Source organism: Ruminococcus sp. RTP21484sp1_RTP21281st1_A8_RTP21281_210402 (assembly GCF_040914025.1).
GTDB lineage: Bacteria > Bacillota > Clostridia > Lachnospirales > Lachnospiraceae > Blautia_A > Blautia_A faecis.
The window spans coordinates 25,436-47,093 of the sequence record NZ_JBCPGE010000032.1 but is presented as its reverse complement, the minus strand read 5'-3'; the positions used below and the strand labels follow the sequence as shown (position 1 = coordinate 47,093).

Annotated in this window: 13 protein-coding genes; 3 read left to right on the top strand and 10 right to left on the bottom strand. The window is 41.5% G+C overall.

Going from position 1 to position 21,658, the window contains the following annotated elements:
• Position 1 precedes the first annotated feature (1 nt).
• The 3 genes from AB5170_RS15040 to AB5170_RS15030 all read right to left on the bottom strand — a co-directional run bounded on the left by AB5170_RS15040 (position 2) and on the right by AB5170_RS15030 (position 3,221).
• The gene (locus tag AB5170_RS15040; RefSeq protein ID WP_195983081.1) at positions 2 to 1,168 is read right to left on the bottom strand and encodes a pitrilysin family protein; all 1,167 of its coding nucleotides are present in this window, start codon (positions 1,166 to 1,168) and stop codon (positions 2 to 4) included.
• Between the two features lie 129 nt (positions 1,169 to 1,297).
• A complete protein-coding gene (locus AB5170_RS15035; RefSeq protein ID WP_195983080.1) occupies positions 1,298 to 1,522 on the bottom strand; it encodes a hypothetical protein in 225 nt (74 codons plus the stop codon).
• A gap of 58 nt (positions 1,523 to 1,580) precedes the next feature.
• Entirely contained in the window at positions 1,581 to 3,221 is a 1,641-nt protein-coding gene (locus AB5170_RS15030) for a radical SAM protein (protein WP_195983079.1), read from the bottom strand.
• 344 nt (positions 3,222 to 3,565) lie between these two features.
• Here AB5170_RS15030 and mobC point away from each other — a divergent pair, with 344 nt between their 5' ends.
• The 3 genes from mobC (at position 3,566) to AB5170_RS15015 (ending at position 6,319) form a co-directional block, all read left to right on the top strand.
• Positions 3,566 to 3,958 carry a plasmid mobilization relaxosome protein MobC gene (mobC, locus tag AB5170_RS15025; protein WP_144167512.1) on the top strand — a complete coding sequence of 131 codons (393 nt, stop codon included), beginning with the start codon at positions 3,566 to 3,568 and terminating at the stop codon, positions 3,956 to 3,958.
• Entirely contained in the window at positions 3,930 to 5,582 is a 1,653-nt protein-coding gene (locus AB5170_RS15020; protein ID WP_368361582.1) for a relaxase/mobilization nuclease domain-containing protein, read from the top strand. The genes mobC and AB5170_RS15020 overlap by 29 nt, the downstream gene beginning before the upstream one ends.
• Positions 5,583 to 5,695: 113 nt before the next feature.
• Complete coding sequence (locus AB5170_RS15015) at positions 5,696 to 6,319, top strand: type II toxin-antitoxin system PemK/MazF family toxin (protein ID WP_144167508.1); 624 nt, start codon at positions 5,696 to 5,698, stop codon at positions 6,317 to 6,319.
• A 230-nt stretch (positions 6,320 to 6,549) separates the two neighbouring features.
• On the opposite strand, the gene AB5170_RS15010 is transcribed toward AB5170_RS15015, so the two are convergent.
• The 7 genes from AB5170_RS15010 to AB5170_RS14980 form a co-directional block, all read right to left on the bottom strand.
• Entirely contained in the window at positions 6,550 to 7,386 is an 837-nt protein-coding gene (locus tag AB5170_RS15010; protein ID WP_144167505.1) for a YodL domain-containing protein, read from the bottom strand.
• Positions 7,377 to 7,616: a transposon-transfer assisting family protein gene (locus AB5170_RS15005; protein WP_144167501.1), complete on the bottom strand. Its 240-nt coding sequence runs from the start codon at positions 7,614 to 7,616 to the stop codon at positions 7,377 to 7,379. The genes AB5170_RS15010 and AB5170_RS15005 overlap by 10 nt, the downstream gene beginning before the upstream one ends.
• A complete protein-coding gene (locus AB5170_RS15000; protein WP_243132395.1) occupies positions 7,613 to 11,308 on the bottom strand; it encodes a DUF3849 domain-containing protein in 3,696 nt (1,231 codons plus the stop codon). The genes AB5170_RS15005 and AB5170_RS15000 overlap by 4 nt, the downstream gene beginning before the upstream one ends.
• 76 nt (positions 11,309 to 11,384) lie before the next feature.
• On the bottom strand, positions 11,385 to 12,674 hold the full coding sequence (locus AB5170_RS14995) for a helicase-related protein (RefSeq protein WP_368365092.1): 1,290 nt from the start codon (positions 12,672 to 12,674) through the stop codon (positions 11,385 to 11,387).
• Between the two features lie 169 nt (positions 12,675 to 12,843).
• Positions 12,844 to 14,757, bottom strand: coding sequence for a group II intron reverse transcriptase/maturase (ltrA, locus tag AB5170_RS14990; RefSeq protein ID WP_368361580.1), 1,914 nt, complete (start codon positions 14,755 to 14,757; stop codon positions 12,844 to 12,846).
• 768 nt (positions 14,758 to 15,525) lie between these two features.
• On the bottom strand, positions 15,526 to 20,466 hold the full coding sequence (locus AB5170_RS14985) for a DEAD/DEAH box helicase family protein (RefSeq protein ID WP_368361584.1): 4,941 nt from the start codon (positions 20,464 to 20,466) through the stop codon (positions 15,526 to 15,528).
• Between the two features lie 341 nt (positions 20,467 to 20,807).
• Positions 20,808 to 21,149, bottom strand: a complete 342-nt coding sequence (locus tag AB5170_RS14980; RefSeq protein ID WP_226855158.1) for a TnpV protein — start codon at positions 21,147 to 21,149, stop codon at positions 20,808 to 20,810.
• Positions 21,150 to 21,658 lie beyond the last annotated feature (509 nt).

Below are 21,658 nucleotides of genomic sequence, written 5' to 3'. Positions count from 1 at the left end.
TTTACACACTCCACTCATTAAGTTCTTTAATAAAAATCCGATTATCTTTTTTTTCAAGCAACAGCGGATTCATTTTAAATAGATTACTGATTACTATCTTAATTTCATCAAAACAAAGGGAATGCAAATGTTGTATAGCATTATATACATCATAATAGTCCGTTTCGTAAATATAAAAATCTTCAATTCGATCAAGCATCCATGGTTCATTTATTTGAAGGAGAAGTTTATTTACAATTTCATTTTTTATCCACTCAATATCTATCTTTTGTTTCTGAATGCCTAACAGTCTTTTTCTTAGAAAAGACAATAATCTATATACGGAAATCTTCCTATTAATTTTTATACTTATATACCGAATATTCTTTGTATACTCTTTTATCCCCACATGAATTATCTCATCCGATGAAAAATCTGATAAAATGTGTGTAATTAAAAATACTGAAAGATAATCATAAATTTCACCATTATTTATAAATGGTGCATACGAAATAGGGAAAAAAATTTCATTATCATTATTCACTTTGATATTACTATTAAATTGTGTTTTCATTATTGGTTGACTATTGATTTTTTCAATACTTTTTATTGGTAAGTTTATCTGTTCATCTATAAATCTATTTTCAACATCTCCACATATTACCATAAGCATATTATCAATCCTATATTCTTTGTTAAAGTAATTTTTAACATCGTCAAATGATACTGATTTAATTGAATCAATTGTGCCAATTGGAATAAATGAATTTAAGGTTCCTGAAACTTTTGAAAGGAACATTTGCTCCCGTTGAATTATGTCATTACAAAATTTATATTCATTTAAAATATCATTTTTTACAGATTCAAAATATTCCTCTCTGAGATACATGCCTCCAATTATTATCTTTATAAAATTAATTACTTCGCCTAATCTTGTTTTGTTACATGCAAAATAATAACTTGTCCTGTCGAATGAAGTTTTTCCGGTAACAGGTATTTCCTTTTCGTAATTTATTCCATATTTCTTAACAAAGGACAACAACAAGTGTTCTACAAAATGTGCTGTTCCGTGTACTATATCACATAAAGAACCTGCACGTACCGTTAATGAACAAAATACATTTTCATTTTTACTTTTATATTCATGATATTTTAATCCATTGGATAACTTTGTTGATGTTATATACATAAATTCAACCTCTAGATTAAATTTTTATTATAAACGCCTAATATAATATTATACTGACAAAAGAGATTTACTCACACATCTCTTTTGTCAGTATTCATTTTACAATACCATATTATTTACATATGTAAACTATAATATAGTCTTACTTTCTGCCAAAGACTGATTAGCAACATTGTTTTCATAATTACCAGAAAAACAATTTGATCTGCATCCAATACAAAGGATATTTAATCCTTTTGCATCTGCATTTGTATCACTCTGATAGCAAATGCAACCGCCTTTTGGAGATACTCCTTCATAATTAGCGTCAGTATCAAGTTCCATTGTTCGTCCTAAAGGATTAATAACTTTCATTTTTTCCCCTCCTTCCATTAATTTTTAAAATTTATATAATATGTGAGTATTATATTTATTAATTATATTCAAGATTCAACAGATTTTTTAGTCCTTGTGGGTTATTTTCCAGTAGCTCATGATATCTAACTAATGATCGTTCATTTAAAAATTTAATTCTTTCGCAGGACAATCTTTTCCTATCCATGTCTATACCATCCTTATTATAGCAATACATATAGCAAAGAGCACACATTTGGACTGTCCAACAATCTTTACAGCTCGGAAGTGATTTTTCAATATATTCATCATAAAAATATCTACGTATTGCCTCAAAATCAAGTCCCTCTATAACGTTTCCAATGTCAGGAGATTCTCCGATGCGCTCACAAACCTTTAATTTTCCATCAACCGTCACATATATACGACGACTACCAGGAATACAGCACGCATTTAATGGCGCAAACGTTATAGGTGCATTAACAATATGCCTCTCATGAATTCCCATTAAAGAGCGCATTTCACCCTCCCGAGTAAATAACTCTCGTTCTATTGATGACATATTATCATAATGCCATGCTGAAATTGGATTTAATTCCATTTCATCTCCTATTTTTATTCTTGCCATCTCACGTTCAGTCTCTTCCTTAGTTTTATTAGGATCAGGTTGTGCATATGCCCATGTAATTCTTGCATCTTTAGGTAACCATTTAAGACTGGAATAAAACTTCTGTAATTTATTCAATTTTTCAAAATCATATGGTGGAGTAATGACTGAATTTATACTAATATGAGGTCCTTCAACATCTCTTTTCTTATACTCAATTGCAAGTTTTTCTAAATTTTTTAAAGCTATTTCAAAAGAGCCATCACCATTTGGATACACCCTATTCGCATCATGTATTTCCTTATAGCCATCTATACTTGCTGTCAAGGTAAATCCTTTTTCTGCAAAATACTGAATTTTTTCATCTGTTAGCATTGTGCAATTAGTTGTAATTGCAAACAGCCATTCATGATCTACCTTTTTAGACTCTGCATACTCAACACATTGTTTAATCAAATCAAATTTAAGAAGAGGTTCGCCTCCATAGAAGGTTACAATTAATTTCTTTTCTGGTTCTACATCTGCCGAATGTTTCACCAGCAAATCAATTGCATGTCTTGCCGTTTCAATGGTCATATCACGTTCTCCATAACCTCTATAGCCTTCATTAAAGTCTTGATATATACAATATTTACATCTTAAATTGCATCGTTCTGTTAATTCAAGGGTTATCATATTGACGTGAGTACTTATATAATTATCCACGTTTTCTGGTAAATAAAAATGTTCAATTAATTTTGCCTGCATAATGTTTTCTTTATCAACTGCACTTTTTAATTCAAGCAATTCTTCTATAAGATCATTTAGTGGAATTTCAAAGTTATTCAAAATAGATTTAAAATCGCAACTAGCTTCCCACTGCTTTAAAATTTTAAATATCTTATCCCCACATTGAAGCACCTTTCCTGTACCAGCATCATAAAAATAATACGATGTTGATGTCTTAAATGCCTTTCCTAAAGAAGGAAAACGTTTTGCAATCGGTGTAAAAAAGGCTTCCAATTCTTCAATATCTTTTTCTGAACCCTTATTCAAACTATTTTCTTCTCTCAAAAACTTTTTTCCCCCCTCAATGCTTATGCCTTTATCCATACTTCTTTGATTCATTTTCATTAAAATCACCTCATCTTATAAAATAGCTTTCCTGTTTTTTAATAGCTTTCTGTAATTTTTATTATATACTTTTTTTTCTTGTTTCTTTTGTCATGTAATAATATCGTATATTTTTGACATTATTTCTTTTCTTTCTTGAAAAATCATCCTAAATTTCGAGATAGCTAGAGCAAGATTCGCCCAAGTAACTCAAAACCCACTTTGTGGATTTTGGTTACGGGCAATCTTGATGGGGATTCCGTTTCCCCATTCCCTCGGTTTCTTACACAGCAAGCTGTGTTTTTCGGCTTCTATATAGAATATAGTCGCAGCGTGATGGTTTCCATCACGAGAAAGGATAAAACATGGCAAGACCAAAAAAGCAAAAGGAACTGAAACGAAATCATCACATCATGCTCCGTCTTAATGATACGGAATATGATATTGTCACAGAAAATGCCCAAACAGCTAATCTGCCTGTAGCGGAATATGCACGTAAGCAAGTGATGAACCAGCGTATTACGATGAAATATGAAGTAGTGGCTGATGTGCCGGAACTGAAAAAACTGATTTCTGAATTTGGAAAGATAGGCAGTAACCTGAACCAGATTGCAAAATATTTTAATCAGGGTGGAATCCATTCACAGGAAATGAGGGCAGCAATTAACCAGTGTATTACCGAACTTTATGAGATGAAATATAAAGTGACCAAAATGGCAGGAGTTTTTCATGGCGATACTGAAACACATAGCAAGTAAAAATGCCGATTACGGAGAGGCACAGCGGTATTTGATTTTTCAATATGATGAATCCACAAAGAAACCGCTGCTTGATGAGAACGGACATCTGCAGCCTCGTGAAGAATATTATCTGGACGGAATCAACTGTGATCCCTTTACCTTTGATACGGAATGTATGGAACTAAATGCAGCTTACCATAAAAACCAAAATTATAATGAAATTAAATCGCACCATTATATTCTCAGCTTTGATCCGAATGACAAGGATGAGCATGGATTAACAGGAGAACGTGCCCAACAGTTAGGTCTGGAATATGCAAAAAAGAATTTTCCCGGACATCAGGCTCTCGTCTGCACACATACAGACGGACACAATGGAAGTGGCAATATTCATGTACATATTGTAATCAACAGCCTGCGGAAATTTGATGTAGAACGTCAGGACTTTATGGAACGTCCCTGTGATTCCCTTGCAGGGAACAAACATCATCTAACAAAAAAATATCTGATTCATCTCAAGCAGGAAGTGATGGATATGTGCCGCCGGAAAAATCTGAATCAGGTGGATTTGCTGACTCCTGCCGAAAGGAAAATTACTGAAAAAGAATATTGGGCAAACCGCAAAGGGCAGGAAAAACTTGATACGAAAAATCAACGTATGATTGCCGATGGCGTCACTCCCCGTAATACTAAATTCCAGACACAGAAACAATTTTTACGGGACTCCATTGATAGTGCCGTTTCATCAGCGCATACTCTGGAAGAATTTCAAAAGATTCTTTCTGAAAAGTATGGGATACTTATAAAAGAAAGCAGAGGACGATTCAGTTATCTCCATCCGGAACGTACTAAACCGATTACCGGAAGAAATCTGGGAACCCATTATGAAAAGAATTATCTTCTGCAGGTAATAGGAAATAATGTAAAATGTCACGATGAAGAGGTTGTAACTCCCGTTCCGAAAGCCGCCATACCTGCACCGGAAATGTATGCTGCTCAAAATAGTTCCATTCCACATGAAACTGCGTTTGCCATTCTTTTTATAAAATCAGATTTACATTTGGTTACGGATTTGCAAAACTGTGTAAAAGCTCAGCAGAATGCCGCCTACGCCAGAAAAGTAAAACTGTCCAATCTGAAAGAAATGGCAAAAACGGTAGCCTATGTTCAGGAACATGGTTACGATTCTCTCGATGCTCTGGAAACTTCCTTTTCATCTGTAAAAGAGCATACAGACACTTTCCGAAAAAATCTAAAATCAACGGAAAGAGACTTACGGGAAATCAACGAACAGCTTCACTACACAGGACAGTACCTTGCGAATAAAGCTATCTATACTAAATTTTGTCAGAGTAAAAATAAGGGTGTTTTCCGTAAAGAGCATTCCGCTGAAATTGCACTTTATGAAACTGCCCGGAAATTCCTGAAGGAGAAATCCGGCAATATAAAACTCCCTTCTATGAAATTGCTGAAAGAAAAGAAAGAAGAATTGTTAAAACAGAAAAAGTCAGCCCAAGAGCAGTATCAATATTATCGAGATTATCAAAAAGAATTGAATACGGTTCGTTCTAATATAAATTCTATTCTAGGAAAAGAATATCCTCACCAAAAAACTCATACAAAAGAACAGACTCTCACGTAATATTGGAATTATACAATGCTTTCAGATACCTTGTTTCAAATGAGTTGCTCTTGATAATTCAGGTATAATATGGTATGTTGATTGAAAGAAATATGAGAAAAGGATAGAATTACATGAATATTGATCTGAATAAAGTACAAAGATTTTTAGACTGGCTCAAAACACAGCTCTATTTAGATACGTTGGTTGTAAACGCAAGCAGACGAGTTGTAAAACGTGGACAAGTATATCGTTGCAATTTCGGTATGGGGATCGGAAGTGAAATGCAAAAAGAACGACCTGCTGTTATTGTACAAAATAGCATCGGAAATTTAAAATCTGGGAATACTATCGTGATTCCCATTACACATGATACAAGCACTTTACCTTGTGTTGCTGTCATTACCACACAATATGAAGCAGATGGTACAACTACCAAACTGGACGGACAGGCAAATGCCTCAAATATCATGTGTGTAAGTAAATCCCGTTTGGGTACATATATCTGTGATTTACCTGCCAGTGATATGAAGAAAGTTGACGAAGCTCTTGCAAAAACAATGGGGCTGATTGGTTACTATGCAGACTTAAATAAAAAGCTTTCTGATAAACTTACATATATTTCCAAAATTAAAGCAGAACGAAATACTGCACAAGATACATTAAAAGAAATTTATTCTGTTTTGGGTCTTGAAGAAACAGGCGATACAACCGAATTACTGGATTATTTAAAAAACCATATTGACACAAAACAATAAATCATGTACTATATAAGTACAAAGAAATCCCTTTCCGGTGTGTTGGGGACATTACCAAATTTTCAAAGGAAAGGGACTCAGGGTGAGTTCCTTTTTGCTACATATTTTATTTTTAATTAACATATGATAAGAACACAAAGTAGCTTTGGATCGGATATCCAAAGTTTTACCGGAGAAGGGAATCCGTTGAACGGTTTTCCCTTCTCTGTTTTTATAAAACGTTACAACCTTTATTTCCGTCTGCGCTCCATATCTTCCGCCACTGCCATCTGCGGTACTTCCTTTCCGCTTCGTTTTGCAATCTCTGCCTGTTTTTGGTGCAGCTTTACCAATACCGATGTCCTGGTCTTTTTCGGAGGCATATTGTTCCGTCTGCCGTCAATCATATTGTAGTTTTGTTCTTCACTGATTTCCGAACTGCGGAGATATTCCCCATTTTCCATATACTTCTGCCAGTTTTCAAGCGGCGGCTTTTCCTCTGGCTTCTGCACAGGCTTTGGCGGGTGCAGATACTCTCTGATCTGCTGCTTTGCGTTCTCATCAAAGCCGTTCCGGTTATCCTCCGCCACAATTTTCCCTTCTGCATCCAGTATCACATAGGCAGCATTCCTGCCGTATTCCATATGTTCCATAAGAAAAAATTCCCTGCCGTCTATAATCAGGGTGTCCAGCACCAGCCAGCTTCCTGCTTTGCCTTCAATATGAAAATTCGTAGTTTCAAAGGTAAGCAGCGCCCCGGATGAGCCAATGCGGATAAAACCTGCAATGACGGTAAAACCTTCTTTTTCTACATAGTAAGCGGTAATCTCGCCCTCTCGGTTCAAAACCAGCACATCACTGACACTGAGGGAATGACCGTCGAAGCTTTTCGGTATTTTCTTTTGCAGGCGTTCTCTTATGTTTTCGGGAGTATCCTGCCGCTGCATTTTGCCAAGATACACCTCCCTGTAATATTCGTACCGCACCTGAATCCCGCTTTGCTGCAGTTTTTCATAAGACCGGAAACGCATCTGTCTCGTCTCCGGCCCGTTTTTTAACTGATATACCGCAAACTGGTTTATATCCATTCCTTATCCTCCAAAAGTTCTGTCAAATACGGGGTTAAATCCATTTTGGAAAATTCCTCCTCTGTCAGATGTTCCATCTTCTCCAATGTCCCCTTTACAAGAGCAGTCATCTCTGTATCATGCTTCAAAAACGGAAGTATCTTTTTCATCTCTTCCTTCGTCTGTTCGCAAGTATCCTCCTGACAAATCGCCATAAGAAGGCATTCATCCTGTTCAAATTTTTTCATCATAATTCCGGTTCTCCTTTTCTGCGTCCCTGTGTTTTCTGTTCTGTCTGTCCTGTCTCCTGCGCTTTCAGCTTCGCCTGCCGTTCCCTGAGCGCCTGTAAGACAGACTGTTTCTTCCCTTTACCCTTGGCTGTCTGTATGTCCGCTTTCGGTGCTTTTTCAGCCGTTTTCTCCAGCTCCAAAGGCTTTTCTTTTTCCGGTTCCGTCAGTTCCTTCTCTTTCCATTTATCTAAAATTTTCTCCATATCCACGATAGCCTGCTGTACCAGCGGACTGTCCCGGTAATGCGGGATTTCATTAATAAATTCCGTCTGCATTTTTCCCGCCGTCATCAGTTCATATGTCCCGTCATAGATACTGCCGTCCTCCAGACGGAAACCAATCCCTTTGATCCCGTTCATCCGGTCTGCCGGGATGGTCTGGTACAGTTCTGCCGCTTCCTGAAGGCTCAAATCTTCATGATATTCTCCAAGAATGTGAAACTCTGTACACTCTGCCACATAAAAGCTGATTTTGGGTTCCGGTTCTTTTCCATCAGAAGCAGATAAGGAATGTCTCGCTTCTTCTATCTCTTCCTGTGCCGCTTTTTCTGTTTTCTCCTGCAGTTCTTCACAGTCTATACGTGTACAGTCCTCCAGCGCATAACCCTCTTCTGCAAGAAGATCCCCCGCAGCTTCCTCGATTGTCATATCATCGCTGTCCTCATAAATGCCGCCGTCTATCTCCCGGTAATCCATACCATAAAATGTATAATCATAACCGCCTTCTGTATCCTGGATAAACAAAAATCGGTCTTCCGCCTGATATGCAAGTTCTGTCTCCTGACCAGAAAGATTCCATATATCATTTTGTCCCATTTCCTGTTCATGGTTCATCTCCTGCCCTGCTTTACGGAACAAATTTACAAATCCATCCAATACTGCCGGATGGCTGTTTACAATATAATCTGCATTCAAGTCTGTTCCCCTGCTGACATTCTCCGGTATTTGAATCGTTTCTGCCCATGCTTTATTGTCTCTGGAATATCTGCCGTCATAAGAATGCTTCTGTATCGTGTTTGCAAGCACAAAGGAAATTCTCTCTGCACCATATGCCTCCAATACCTTTTCTGCAGTTTCCTGTGCAAGATGCATCCCATCAAAATTTTCCTTAATTGCTTCTTCAATGGCATTTTTACAGTCTAAATTCAGCTTTCTGGAATCCAGATAATCATCCGCAGCGCCATGTTCCATCGCATAGGATAATGTGTGAGGATAAACGGGCGGATAATTTTTCTCCAAAGATGTACCCTGTTCGCTCTCCGGGTGTTCCGGTTCCCACGTCATCCCTTTTTCCGCAAGATACTCCTGAATTGCTTCCATTGCACCCTTATCAAAACCATTCTCCAATTCCTGCGCCACCAGTTCGCCGTCTGCATTGACAATGACAGCCGCAACCGAATCACCATATTCATTGTTTTTCATAAGATAAAATATCTCATCCTTGATTTCCCGTACATCAGCGGTATGCCAAAGACCGTCATGCTGCTCAATCTCAATTCCGGAAGTATCCAGTGTTACAGCGGAATCTTCTCTTTTATGGTTCATTTTTACTTCATGCTGACGCTGCAGGATAAAGTCCGGTAATTCTGCAAATCCCATACTGTCCACATAATATGCCTTTGCACTGCCCCCGTTTGTCAAAACAACTACATCACTGACAGAAAGTGAATGTCCCTCATATCCTGCCGGATGGTTGATATTAAACCGTTCATACAGTCCCTCTAGAGTTTCTCCTTCTGACAGCTTTCCTCCATAGACCAGACGGTAATCTTCTGCATTTATTTTTAAATTATGGGCAGTCACAAAATCCATTCCCATAAAACGGTAATCTCTTCCTTTTTCAGAATCACCAAGCTGATAAATGGCATACCGCTCTTCCTTACCGGACAGATATAGATTTTCATTTGCCCGTCCGATGGCATTTTCCATTTTTTCCTGTTCTATGTTCAGGTCTATGGCATTCATTTTTTCCTGATACTCCGCAAGTGTCACCATCTCGCCTGTGAAATTCAGTTCATCTCCAAGCCGGAAATATCCCTGTTCTGGGAGGGAAAGCGGAACTGCTGTGAGAATGGTTGCGGCATGATTGACCATTACCTGTTTTTCTATGGTAAGCGGATAACCGGGATCATAATCTGCCCCTCGTAGTTCATAGCGGTGCAATCCCTCCGGGACAGCTTCCCCGGCTACACGTTCATTTATAAAAAGTGCCGGGACATCAAACAATTCTACTTCCTGATACTTTTGTTCCTTTTCCGGCATTCCGCTTTCTTCTCTGACTGCTTCCCTCCTGTGGTACTTCTCCCACACTGCCTTTTCTATCCCGAAAAGACCGTCATGCGTATCAAGTTCTCCTTCATCATCCAGCATTGCCTCCGTATCATCCGGATACAGGGCGAATATCTCAAAACCTTCCTGAAACAATTCATGTGCCCTCTCCCTTTCAACCGGAAGCATTCCCTCATTCTGATAGCCATAACGATGCAGTTCCGTCATTCCCACCATGCCATCAGGGAGAAACTCGATTTCTTTTTGTATATCCCGGCAGATTTCTGTGGCGGAACGAAGATCTGGAATCGCCTTTGCCTCCGCCAGTTTTCGGATAAGTTTCTCCGTTTCCTCTGCATTGTCAAACTTATACGCATAATTGACCAGCAGATTTCTCTCTTCGCCGCTAAAAAGTGTCCGTTCCTGTTCTACCCTGTCTATCAGTATTTCTGCCTGCTTCATGGCAGACAGTGACAGTTCCGGTTGTTCCCGCATAAGCCGCTGTATCACTTCTGTCATGCTGTCAATAAAAGAACCTGCCGTTTTCCGTATCGTATCCATCGAGGTACGCAGCTCTTTCATATCCATGCTGCTGCTCCATCCGGCAATGTAAGGAAAAGAATAATCCGAAGTATCCAAACCAAAATACTGGCAGACTGTATAGGCAACACTTTCCGCTTCTACTTCCTTTGTCATCTGGTTCTTTTTCTCTCCCTGTTCTTCCATAAAATCCCGGTCATGCAGCATCGCATGGGTAACCTCATGGATGCCTGTTTTCATTGTCTGACTCTCGCTCATACCGTTTTGGATAACAATTTCTTTCTCCGTATTACTGTAATATCCCTTTGCCCCACTGCTGATTTCATCGAAACGTACAGGCACAGGAGACACTTCCTGCACCGCTTTCATAAAAACTTTAAAGTTTTCGACACTCCCCATCAGTTCCGGCGTCTCCAGTTCCGGAAGCGGCTCTCCATCCGTCTGTGAGATGTCAAAGACACTGGCCACACGAAACCGTGGAATCACAATTTCCACCTCTTCTGTTTCCGGCTGTCCGTCAAACCGCAGCACAGGTTCCTGTGTTTCCGGATCAATCTTTTCCACTTCCTGCTTCTCCCGGATAGGTGCAGGTGCGATAATCTGGATTGCCTTCTCCCCTCGCCGCACCTGCCGCTTGAACTTCTTCTGCCATGCCTGATACCCGGCTACCAGTGTGGCGTCTGGTTTCTGCATGGCAATCAAAAGTGTATTGTTAAAACTATAATTATGGAATTGGGACATGGTTCGGAGATATTCTGTATACATTTCTGATGTAAACAGTTCTTTCACTCCCTGTTCCAGCTGTTCTGTGATTTCTTTCATCTGCAGTTCCCTTTTTTCTGCCATAAATCTCCTTTCCAAAAATCCCGTCTCCGATTTGATTTTTCGGGACGGGATTCTCTGCTCTTTATTTTGATTTTCTTTATAACTGTTGTTCTTTTTTCTTTGCGGTATGTTTCCAATTCTTCGCCTCATGGGAAAGCCGTTCTTGTGCCTGCTTCAGCTTTCCAAGCACTGACGGTTTCTGTACACTGTCTGCGGTATGGGAAAGCTCTGATACCCTCCCTGCCATCGTGACTGCACATCTCGGACTATCTGCCACCGCCGCTATATCTTCCCCCATGCCAAGTGCTTCGGATGTTCCTTTTTCATCCATGTTCAGCAGGGAATTTAATTCTGCCAGACGTTCCATTTTTTCTGTCAGTTCCGCCTCTTTCGGAAATGGCTTTTCCACCTCCTCCTGTGCTGTGGCAAGCTGACTTAACAGATTCTCCATTTTCTGTTCTGCTTCTGTCAGACGTTTTTCTATCCCGGTCAGGGCATTACTAATACGCTGCAGGTTGCCCAGAACATCCTTTCCAATCTCAATCTGATAACTGCACTGCCGTTTTATTGTCAGTTTATAGGTCTGGTAAAAGCTGTCATAAGATGCATTTAAGGAAAAGCCATGAAATTCCCCAATCTGCCCATTGCTTTTTACTGCTTTTAACCCGGCACAGGCAGCAAGGATTGCGGTTCCTGCCTCCTTCCTGTCTGTGTACGTCTTTCCTCCAATCATCATTGAAAAATTGTCTTTTTCCTTCTCTTCCAGAATCGGCTTTACTGCCTCCCTGTCCGCCCGAAGCCCTGCAATCTGCTCTTTTTGTGCGGCAATCTGTACCGGATAATTTTTAGCAATGTCTGTCTCCAGATGGTATTTCTGGCTGGTATGGTTCGCTTTCATCAGTTTTAATTTACTGACCTGAATATCCAAATCCATTTTTTCACGGATATACGGATTTCCTGTTGCAAGTGCCTTAATTTCCGCATAAGAAAGCGCCGCATCATCCACATCCTCACAGGCACGCACAGGGGATTTGCTTGTCATGATCTGGCTGATAAATTTCTGCTTGTTCTCCAAAATCTGCCACATATAAGCATCAAATGTATTTTCCGTAACATAACGGAATATCTTTACCTTCTCATTCTGGTTACCCTGACGAAGGATACGTCCCTCCTGCTGTTCCAGATCCGAAGGTTTCCAAGGGCAGTCTAAATGATGCAGGGCAATAAGCCTGTCCTGTATATTCGTCCCTGCTCCTAATTTCGGCGTGGAACCAAGCAGGATACGCACCTGTCCGGCACGTACCTTTGCAAACAATTCCGCTTTTTTTGCTTCTGTGCCCGCTTCATGGATAAATGCAATTTCCTCCCTCGGTATTCCTTTTTCCACCAGTTTTTCACGAATGTCATCATATACATTGAATGTCCCGTCATTCTTCGGCGTGGACAATAGTGATAGGTAAGAGTTTGATATTATCTCCCCCTTTTCCCCCACTCTAAACCGTGCATGAACCTTTCAGCTCACACGGCTTGCCATCAAGAATGGATAAATTAGCAGTTTAACAGCTCTCAACAAAAGTAAGGCTTCTGAGTTTCAACAGCTTTTCAGTCCGTTTCAAGTCAAGATTTAACTTCTCCATTTCTGCAATAAAAGTATCTGGATTTTTGATATACAACAGTTTCTGGATATTCCTACAAACAAGTAGGAGATTGCTGTATTTATCAGTGCCTCCTTGCTCTTTTGGAGTTTTTCTGATACATACCACATCATCCGCATCCATCTGGTTTCCTGTGACCGCACACTTTCCTTTTTGTGCTGAGTACAGCGACAGTCTGTTATCATTAAATTCAATGGATTCTCCTTCAATAGGATTTCTCATCAAATCGTGCAAAACTGCCATATCAATTCCTTCTAACTTTTTGTGTACTAATTCTCTGCCATTCTTCGTGTATGAGTTTGCCCCATACGCTTTTTGAATTGGGTGAGAATGCCGTACATATCCTATCGGGGCAAGTGCGAGGTCATTTACATATCTCATTTGGTCACTTTTCCCATATTTATCACGGATAACATTGGTGATATGAATCGGTTTTTTGTTTTTCCTGACTTCTTTAGCGGTTTTTATTCGCTGTCTTAACCTTGCTTTAAGGCTCTTTTGGACAGAAAAGGCGATTGGTCTGAAATCTGCACTGACCTTGGTAGCCATACTATAATAAGCATGAACTCCCAACACAAACGAGTTGTACCTACTTACTTCGGTATAAATGCAATGCGCCTTATTGGGCGGATACTCGATTGCATAAATCAGTTTTTTCAATTCCTTTCTTATCTTTTCTATTGATTTTTCTCTGACATGGCTTTGTACTACATATCGTGGTTCTCCTATATTCGCTTTATTCTTGCGTTTACCACGGGGAATCACCTTCATTTTAAAACCAAGGAACTCCGAATATTTTTCTTTAAGATTAACAATCTTTGATTTCTCTGGGCTAATATCTAGCCCAAGTCGGTCTTTCAACCAACCTTTTGTTGCATGGAACAGTTTTACTGCATTTTGATAATCGTTCGTGAAAATTTTAAAATCATCGGCATATCTGACACAAGTTATCTCTTTTAAACCGCTTCTTCGCAATGAAGCAAATTTATTTCCCCTTGCTGGACTGCCGTTGGGATTTCGTCGGTCATTGAATGGATATTGTGTAGGAAATTCCTCCCATTGACTGGCAAGCCACCAGTCCAGTTCATTCAATACCACGTTTGACAGTAATGGGGAAATAATTCCTCCTTGTGGTGTTCCTTTCTCTGGAAAGCCAATCCCCGCAACTTCCGCTTTTAACATCGTTGAGATAATAGAGATTAATTTCTTATCCCTGATTCCTAGAGTCCAGAGTTGCTTTAACAACTTTCCGTGATTCACGTTATCAAAGAATCCTTTGATGTCTATATCTACAACATAATGCAAATGACTCATCTGCATATTTTTATAAGTTTGTGCGATAGCATTTCCTGTACTTCGGTTTGGTCTAAAGCCATAACTGTGTTCATGAAATTTCGCTTCACAAATAGGCTCTAATACCTGTAACACGCACTGTTGCACCAGCCTGTCCATTATTGTCGGAATACCTAGCGGGCGAACTTTTCCATTGCCTTTTGGTATTTCCACTCTACGGACACTCTGCGGTCTGTACCATCTGAATTTTTCCTGTATCTTGCCTATTAACTGCTCGTCAGACAACTTTTCAATATCATTGATTGTCTTTTTATCTGTTCCTGGTGTATGACTTCCATGGTTTTTCTTCAAATTTCTATACGCCATACGGATATTTTCTGGCATGGTGATTACTTCTATGAGATTGCAAAATTCTTTTCCATCCTTGCTATCCCTGTATAACCTGTCCTGAATATCCTGAAAATCATAGTATTCTGCATGTCTTAGCTTTGCTTTCTTCAAAGCCCGTTTTTCTGTTGTCATAGTCGGCTCACTCCTTTCGGATTCGCCTTTCTTAGTCCTACTCGAACCTATAATGTCTGTTAATAATGCTCCTTTCGTTTTATTCATCACATTCTTGACTACAGCCCGTCCCTCCACCGCTTACTTTTTTCACGGTTTCTAAATCCTGTTATCGCTAACGGACACGGTACCATGGCTGCTCTTTCCTCCCAGATTAAGAAAAGTTATACCACACCCCTCGAATAGTGACATGGTTTTCCTTTTCATGCTTCACAGCGTGCAATCGCTCCACATCTAGGACTTTCTACGTTCCGATATTCTTATCTTTGCATAATTCTTTTAGGCTGCCCTTTTTGCCAGTGTGCTTGGCGATGCCTGTAACACCGCAAGGTCTTTCATTGCGACCGCCTTACTCGACCTCACACACACCACTTTCGTGGCAACGGCATTTCTACCGTTCTTTCTTCTTGACACTTTCATTCGGGTTTTTGTCAGTGGTAGTCAGCCACATTCTTGCCATGAGAATTTTATAGACCCCCGACCTATAGACCGCACCATCCACCTCTGGACAGCTTTCCACAACAGCATATTGCTTGTTTGGGCGGTTCTCAGCCGACTTCAACGTGCTGTGTCAGCTCAGGATATTGCACTCCTTTGCCTCCAACGTAGTATTAGGTGAGCGTTTCTGGGCGTTACTCCTTCATTCCACTCTTCAGAATATCAGTTAGAGAAAACTCTGTTTTCTCCGCTACTTTTACCTCCTCACAGGGCATAAGCCCCATTTATAGTTTATTTGTAGCAACGTATCGCTACACAATCGCAAAAGATAAGCTGCGTTGATTTCTTTTCTGCCGTTTCTTCCCATATGTCATATGCATTTTTTGCGCAACGGTTTACCTTGCTGTCCGCTTCATCCGGCAGCATGTCGTTTAACAGCCGCTGGTCTAACGCACACTTTCTTCCATCATTGGTAATTTTCAGCATGTTATCCACTGTTGGCTCTACCAAACCGCTTCTAACCGCCTCTGCCCTGTCGGCAAATGCACTGACCATATCCTGCTGTATCTCGCTGGGTTTTAGCACCTCATTGATATATTCCGCTTCTGGTACAGGCAGATTCAGCATATCCGCAGTCTGGATATCTGCACTTTCTTTAAAAAGAGAAATCAATTCCGGAAGATTAAAAAACCGGGCAAACCGTGTTTTCGCACGATAGCCCGTCCCTTCCGGCGAAAGTTCAATCGCCGTAACCGTCTCCCCAAAAGCCGCCGCCCAGGAATCAAAATGTCCGAGGCCCATTTTCTGGATTGTATCATATTGTAAATACCGCATGATGGTGTAGAGTTCAACCATACTATTGGACACTGGGGTCCCCGTTGCAAAGGTAACTCCTTTTCCTCCGGTCAGTTCATCTAAATACTGGCATTTCATAAACATATCGGAGCTTTTCTGTGCGTCCGTCTGGGCGATTCCGGCAATGTTCCTCATTTTTGTGTAGAGGAACAAATTTTTATAATTATGGCTCTCATCCACAAAGAGCCTGTCTACGCCAAGCTGTTCAAAGGTCACCACATCGTCTTTCCTCGTCTGGTCATTTAATTTATCCAGTCTTGTCTGCAGGGATTTTCTTGTCTTTTCCATCTGCTTGACTGTATAACGGGTTCCCTCCTGCCCTTCTGCATCCTCAATCGCCATAGTAATATCACGAATCTGTTTCTCAATCGCTGCCGCCTGACGTTCTACAGAAAGAGGAATACGTTCAAACTGGCTGTGCCCGATGATAATGGCATCATAATCCCCGGTAGCAATCCGGGAACAGAATTTCTTTCGGTTGGCAGGTTCAAAATCCTTCTTTGTGGCAACAAGGACGTTTGCCCCCGGATAGAGCCGCAAAAAATCACTGCCCCACTGTTCTGTCAGATGGTTCGGTACCACATATAAATTTTTCTGGGATAATCCAAGCCTTCTGCTTTCCATACCTGCCGCAATCATCTGGAAAGTTTTTCCTGCACCGACACAATGGGCAAGCAGTGTATTATTTCCATATAAGATGTGGGCAACCGCATTTTTCTGATGCGGCATCAGCGTGATTTCCGGTGTCATACCCGTAAACTGAATATGGCTTCCATCGTATTCACGTGGACGGCTGCTATTGAATAATTCATTATACTTTTTGCATAATGCCTCTCTTCGGTCTATGTCACGGAAAATCCACTCTTTAAAGGCTTCCTTTATCATCTCCTGTTTCTGTTGTGCCAGCATGGTTTCCTTTTTATTCAAAACCCTGTGTTCCCCGTCCGCATCCTCAATGATATCGTAGATTTTCGTATCACGCAGGTTTAAGGCATCCTCTAAGAGACGGTACGCATTTGCTCTCTGGGTTCCATAAGTAGACTGCACAAGGGCATTACCCCTGTTGTCCATATTTTTCCCGGTAATGTTCCACTGCCCATTAACGGCTGCATACCGGACATCAATCTTGCTTCCCAGATAATAGCCCGGTGTATGAAAGGTTTCCCCCATAAACTGTGTTATATACTCTGTATCAACCCAGGTTGCCCCCAGGCGGACTTCAATCTCCGAAGCATCCAGGTCTTTCGGCTGTACTTTTTTAAGATACTGCACATTGCCTTCATACTCCGGATGGTTTTCGGCAAATCTCTCTGCAATCCCCAGCTTTTCACGTACATTTCCGGACAAATATTCATCCGAGGTTTCCCACTTGTCTGTCAGTGGATTCCGGAAAATTGCGCCTGCCAGTTCTTCCGTGATTTGTTCCTCTGTTTTTCCCGATAATTCTGCCATAAACGGCAAATCCACTTTTGCACGTTCCCCGATGGATACGGCAAGGGCTTCACTGGCGGTATCCACACTGGTCACTGGTTCTGCCCTGCGGATGGTACGCTTGCTGAAAATATCTGCTTTACGCTTCAGCTTTCCTTCCTCATCCAGATATTCCAGAGATGCCAGCAGACAATAGCTGCTGTCCTGCGAAAATGCCCTGCGGTTTGCCGTACTGCTGATCAACCCATACCGGGAAGAAAAACGGTCATACTGCTGATTCAATTTTTTCTGCAGAAGAGCTATCTCTTCATCACTGCCATCCTCCATCTGACACTGGATAAGTTCCTGTGTCACATTTCTCAGCTCAATCATCCCAAGTACACGTTCCGCTGTCAAAGCTGGCAGTTCCACCGGATTCATCTTTGAGTTTTCCCGGTAATATACTTTCCCGTCTACATTTGTAAAACTGAAATTCCTTACCGCCGGGTCTGCCGGAATGGAACGGTCTGTTTCTGTCAGTTCAAAATCGTCCAGTGTATTCTCCGTAATCTCTCCCTGTATATGGCTTATCGCCTCTTTTAACTGTACCGCAAGTTCCATCCCTTCAATGGGTTTTACTGTCACTTCCTGTTTTCCGTACTGTGTACTTTCTACAGAAAGTTCCCCTAACACCATTTCCGGATGACGGACAAAGTAGGCATTCATCCTATATCCTTCCGGTGTTGTATCAAGCTGTACCCATTCCGGCTGTTCCAAAGATGCACAATCTCTTTTCTGGAGAAACAAAATATCTGACACCACATCTGTCCCTGCATTCTTTCGGAAAGCATTATCCGGCAGACGGATGGCTCCAAGTAAGTCAGCACGATTGGCAATATACTGACGGACAGCCGGGTTCTGCTTATCCAGTGTGCCGCTGGAAGTGACCACTGCCACAACACCGCCCGGACGAACAAGGTCAAGGGATTTTGCAATGAAATAATCGTGTATCATAAAATTGTGGCGGTCGTACTTTCGGTCAGCTACTTTATAGCTTCCAAATGGCACATTGCCAATCACACAGTCAAAGAAGCTGTCTGGGTACTGCGCCGTTTCAAATCCCTGCACAGAAATATTATTTTTCTGGTAAAGCTGTTTTGCTATCCTCCCTGAAATGCTGTCCAGTTCCACCCCATACATTTTCAAATCTTCCATGCTCTTTGGTACAAGTCCCATGAAATTTCCAACACCACAGGATGGTTCCAGTACGTTTCCTGATTCCAGCCCCATATTGGAAAGTGCTTCATACATGGCATGGATCACAACCGGAGATGTATAAAAAGCATTTAAGGTAGAAGCCCTCGCCGCCCGGTATTCTTCTGGAGACAGTTCTGAATATAATTCCGTAAATTCCCCTGCCCACTGATTGTTTCCTTCCTCAAACGCCTGTGAAAGTCCGCCCCATCCTACATAACGGGATAAAATTTCCTGTTCCTGCGGAGTTGCCAGACGGTTTTCAAGTTCCAGTTCATGCAGTAACTTCACCGCTTCCATATTGGCACGAAATTTCTGCTTCGGTCCGCCTTCCCCCAAGTGTTCATCCGTAATACGGAAATTAATCAGTTCCGGTCTGATGGTTTCCTGTGCTGTGTCCGCATGTTCCACTGCTTCCGCCTTTTGCTGTTTTGTCGGCTCCTGAAATGGGATTTCCTCTGCTTTTTCTGTCCCTTCTACTGTCTCCGGTACAACTTTCTCCTGCTCTGCTTCTTTCTCTAATGGCTCTTTTTTTTCTTCTTTATCCTGTATATCAGATTCCATCCAATCAAACAAAGACAACTGCTTTCCATTTTCCACCGCTGTTTCCTGCACACGTTCCGGGAAGATGGTATACGTCCCCTCCACATATCCATGTAAGTCCACAAGGAACTGTACCTTTGCTTCATAGCCTTCAAAATCCAGTGGTAAGGATGCAAGGGCGGCATCCATCTTTTCCACTAATTCTGCTGCTGTTTCCGTATCTTCCAGTGCTGCAGCCAGTTCAATTCTTGCGTCATCATGGAAAAAATCATCTGTAAACGGACGTTCTGTTTCTTTTGGCAGACGGGCATAAAAACTAAGGATACGGTTTACCATCTGTTCCCGTTCGTATCCCGGCATTCTGGAATAATCTGCAGCTTTTAGAAATTTATCATTTTCAATCAGATACGTTACCCTCTTCGCTACCTGCGGCCATTTCAATAGTACCTGCGTATCCGGGTTTCCAAAACTTCCCCTCGCCAGCTTTAATCCTTTTCCGTTATAGTCCGCATGAGAATCATCCGCACCGTCAAGTGCATGACTGCATCCGCCTGTCCCGTACCGTTCCTTTAAAAAATCTGCCATTTCCTTTTCCGTTTTATTCTGGAGATAAAAAGCATAGGTACTCAACCTTCCATCTGAATAGGAACCGCCACGGGCAAGAAACGAATCTATCTCATCCTGTGTAATAAACAGCGGATGTTCCTCCCATGCAAATCCGTCTCTTGCGCCAAATGGCACTGCCTCTTTTGCAAATTTTTTAAACTGTGCCGATACCTTATCCGGACGGTAGAAATGAAAACGCATGATGTCTTTGTCCTCCGCATAGGCCAATGCTGCGCCCTCCAGGCGCTCGTTTATTTCCGACAGATATTCCGGCTGTGCCAGCAGTTCACTGAGGTTTTTTACCGTATCCGGGAATCCATGATGAAAAATCTCTGTGTCACCAAACACAATCTCTGCTACGCCTTCCGCCATATCGTGTTTCATGTATGCCAATACTGTCGCATGTTCTTCCAAAGCATTCAAACGTGCCGCATCCAGCACCACCTGGGGAGCGTATTCCCCCTGACGCAAAAGCTGGTGGATACGCCCGCTTACCTCTTCCCATGAAAGAAATACCTTATCCAAAATCCTGTCCGTTACCGTATGCCCCACTGCAACCTGCATTCCCAGCTCATCAAACCAGACGGAATACTCTGTACCGTCAATGACAAGTCCCTTTCCGCCTGTTCCATATTCCCGGCGTACAAATTCTGTATATTCCTCCGGTGTCTGCTCAATCATAAAATTATAGATGATACGAAGCTGGCTTCCTTCCCGGTTGCCGCCCACACGCAGCACTTCATCCACCACATCCGGGGATATGGAAATCTCCCCGGCATATAATGCAGCCATACGTTCCTCAATCTCCCGTATCTGTTCCTTTGCAGTCGGAAGTGCAGGCAAAGAAAAAGCAGAGGCTTCTATCTCCTCTGCTTCACTCAAATCCTGTTCTGTTGTTTCTTCACTTAACTGTATACCAATTCCGTCAAGATGCTCTCCTCCGCCATCGCTGTCAGGCTGTTCATATGGGCTGTCCATGCCATCGGATCGCTCTCCTTCTCCGGAGCCGGATAACGTTCCAGCAGCCCTTTCATCAGTACTTCCATTCTCTCCTGCGCTGCCTTCTCGGTCTGTGCCAGATGATTCTCCAGTTTCCCGGTCAGCATCATACTCTGATACCAGTTCTTCCGATGTTCCTTCAGAAATGTCTTCCGAAGCATCCCGTATTTCCCGATTGCCACTGTCTCCTCTTTGATTATCAGGTTCGGAAACAGATAATCTCCCTTTCTGTGATAGGTCAGTTCCATGTTCTATCTCTCCTTTGCTCTTACTTTTGCGAATTAACGTGTTAAATTCATTATAGCCGATGTAGTTTTGATCTGCAACCGTTTTTTCCTGTTCTTCCATTTGGATTTTTCGTATGGTTTTCCCAATATCCATAAGTATAGGCTCCACAAGCTGACTGACTGCATTTCCAAGAAATGATAAAACCGAAAGTCGGTTAAAATCCGTAATCCCGAAAAAATGTTCCTCCTCCAGATATTCCATTGGGTCAATACCACATCGGCGTGATAAAATATAAAAAGCACTGTTTGAATACAGTTCCCGGAACATGACACGGATACTGTCCTCGTCCAGTCCATACAGGAAACTGTCCTCAATCTCATACTGCAGCCCCTCCATCGCTTCCTCCAGATTCTCCTCTGCCATATAAGAAGCTACTGCCATCAGTGCATTGGAAAGGCTTTCCGTATCTCCCCCTTCAAGCCCATAGGCATCTGCCAGATGGTCTAGCACCGCCTCCTCCTGTTCTTTC

Bases quoted from the DNA above. Each gene is read 5' to 3' on its own strand.
- ltrA (WP_368361580.1), bottom strand. From the start codon at position 14,757: ATGACAACAGAAAAACGGGCTTTGAAGAAAGCAAAGCTAAGACATGCA.
- AB5170_RS15010 (WP_144167505.1), bottom strand. From the start codon at position 7,386: ATGGATATAAACCAGTTTGCGGTATATCAGTTAAAAAACGGGCCGGAG.
- AB5170_RS14980 (WP_226855158.1), bottom strand. From the start codon at position 21,149: ATGGAACTGACCTATCACAGAAAGGGAGATTATCTGTTTCCGAACCTG.
- AB5170_RS15000 (WP_243132395.1), bottom strand. From the start codon at position 11,308: ATGGCAGAAAAAAGGGAACTGCAGATGAAAGAAATCACAGAACAGCTG.
- mobC (WP_144167512.1), top strand. From the start codon at position 3,566: ATGGCAAGACCAAAAAAGCAAAAGGAACTGAAACGAAATCATCACATC.
- AB5170_RS15040 (WP_195983081.1), bottom strand. From the start codon at position 1,168: ATGTATATAACATCAACAAAGTTATCCAATGGATTAAAATATCATGAA.
- AB5170_RS15005 (WP_144167501.1), bottom strand. From the start codon at position 7,616: ATGATGAAAAAATTTGAACAGGATGAATGCCTTCTTATGGCGATTTGT.
- AB5170_RS15035 (WP_195983080.1), bottom strand. From the start codon at position 1,522: ATGAAAGTTATTAATCCTTTAGGACGAACAATGGAACTTGATACTGAC.
- AB5170_RS15015 (WP_144167508.1), top strand. From the start codon at position 5,696: ATGAATATTGATCTGAATAAAGTACAAAGATTTTTAGACTGGCTCAAA.
- AB5170_RS14985 (WP_368361584.1), bottom strand. From the start codon at position 20,466: ATGCAGGTTGCAGTGGGGCATACGGTAACGGACAGGATTTTGGATAAG.
- AB5170_RS15020 (WP_368361582.1), top strand. From the start codon at position 3,930: ATGGCGATACTGAAACACATAGCAAGTAAAAATGCCGATTACGGAGAG.
- AB5170_RS15030 (WP_195983079.1), bottom strand. From the start codon at position 3,221: ATGAAAATGAATCAAAGAAGTATGGATAAAGGCATAAGCATTGAGGGG.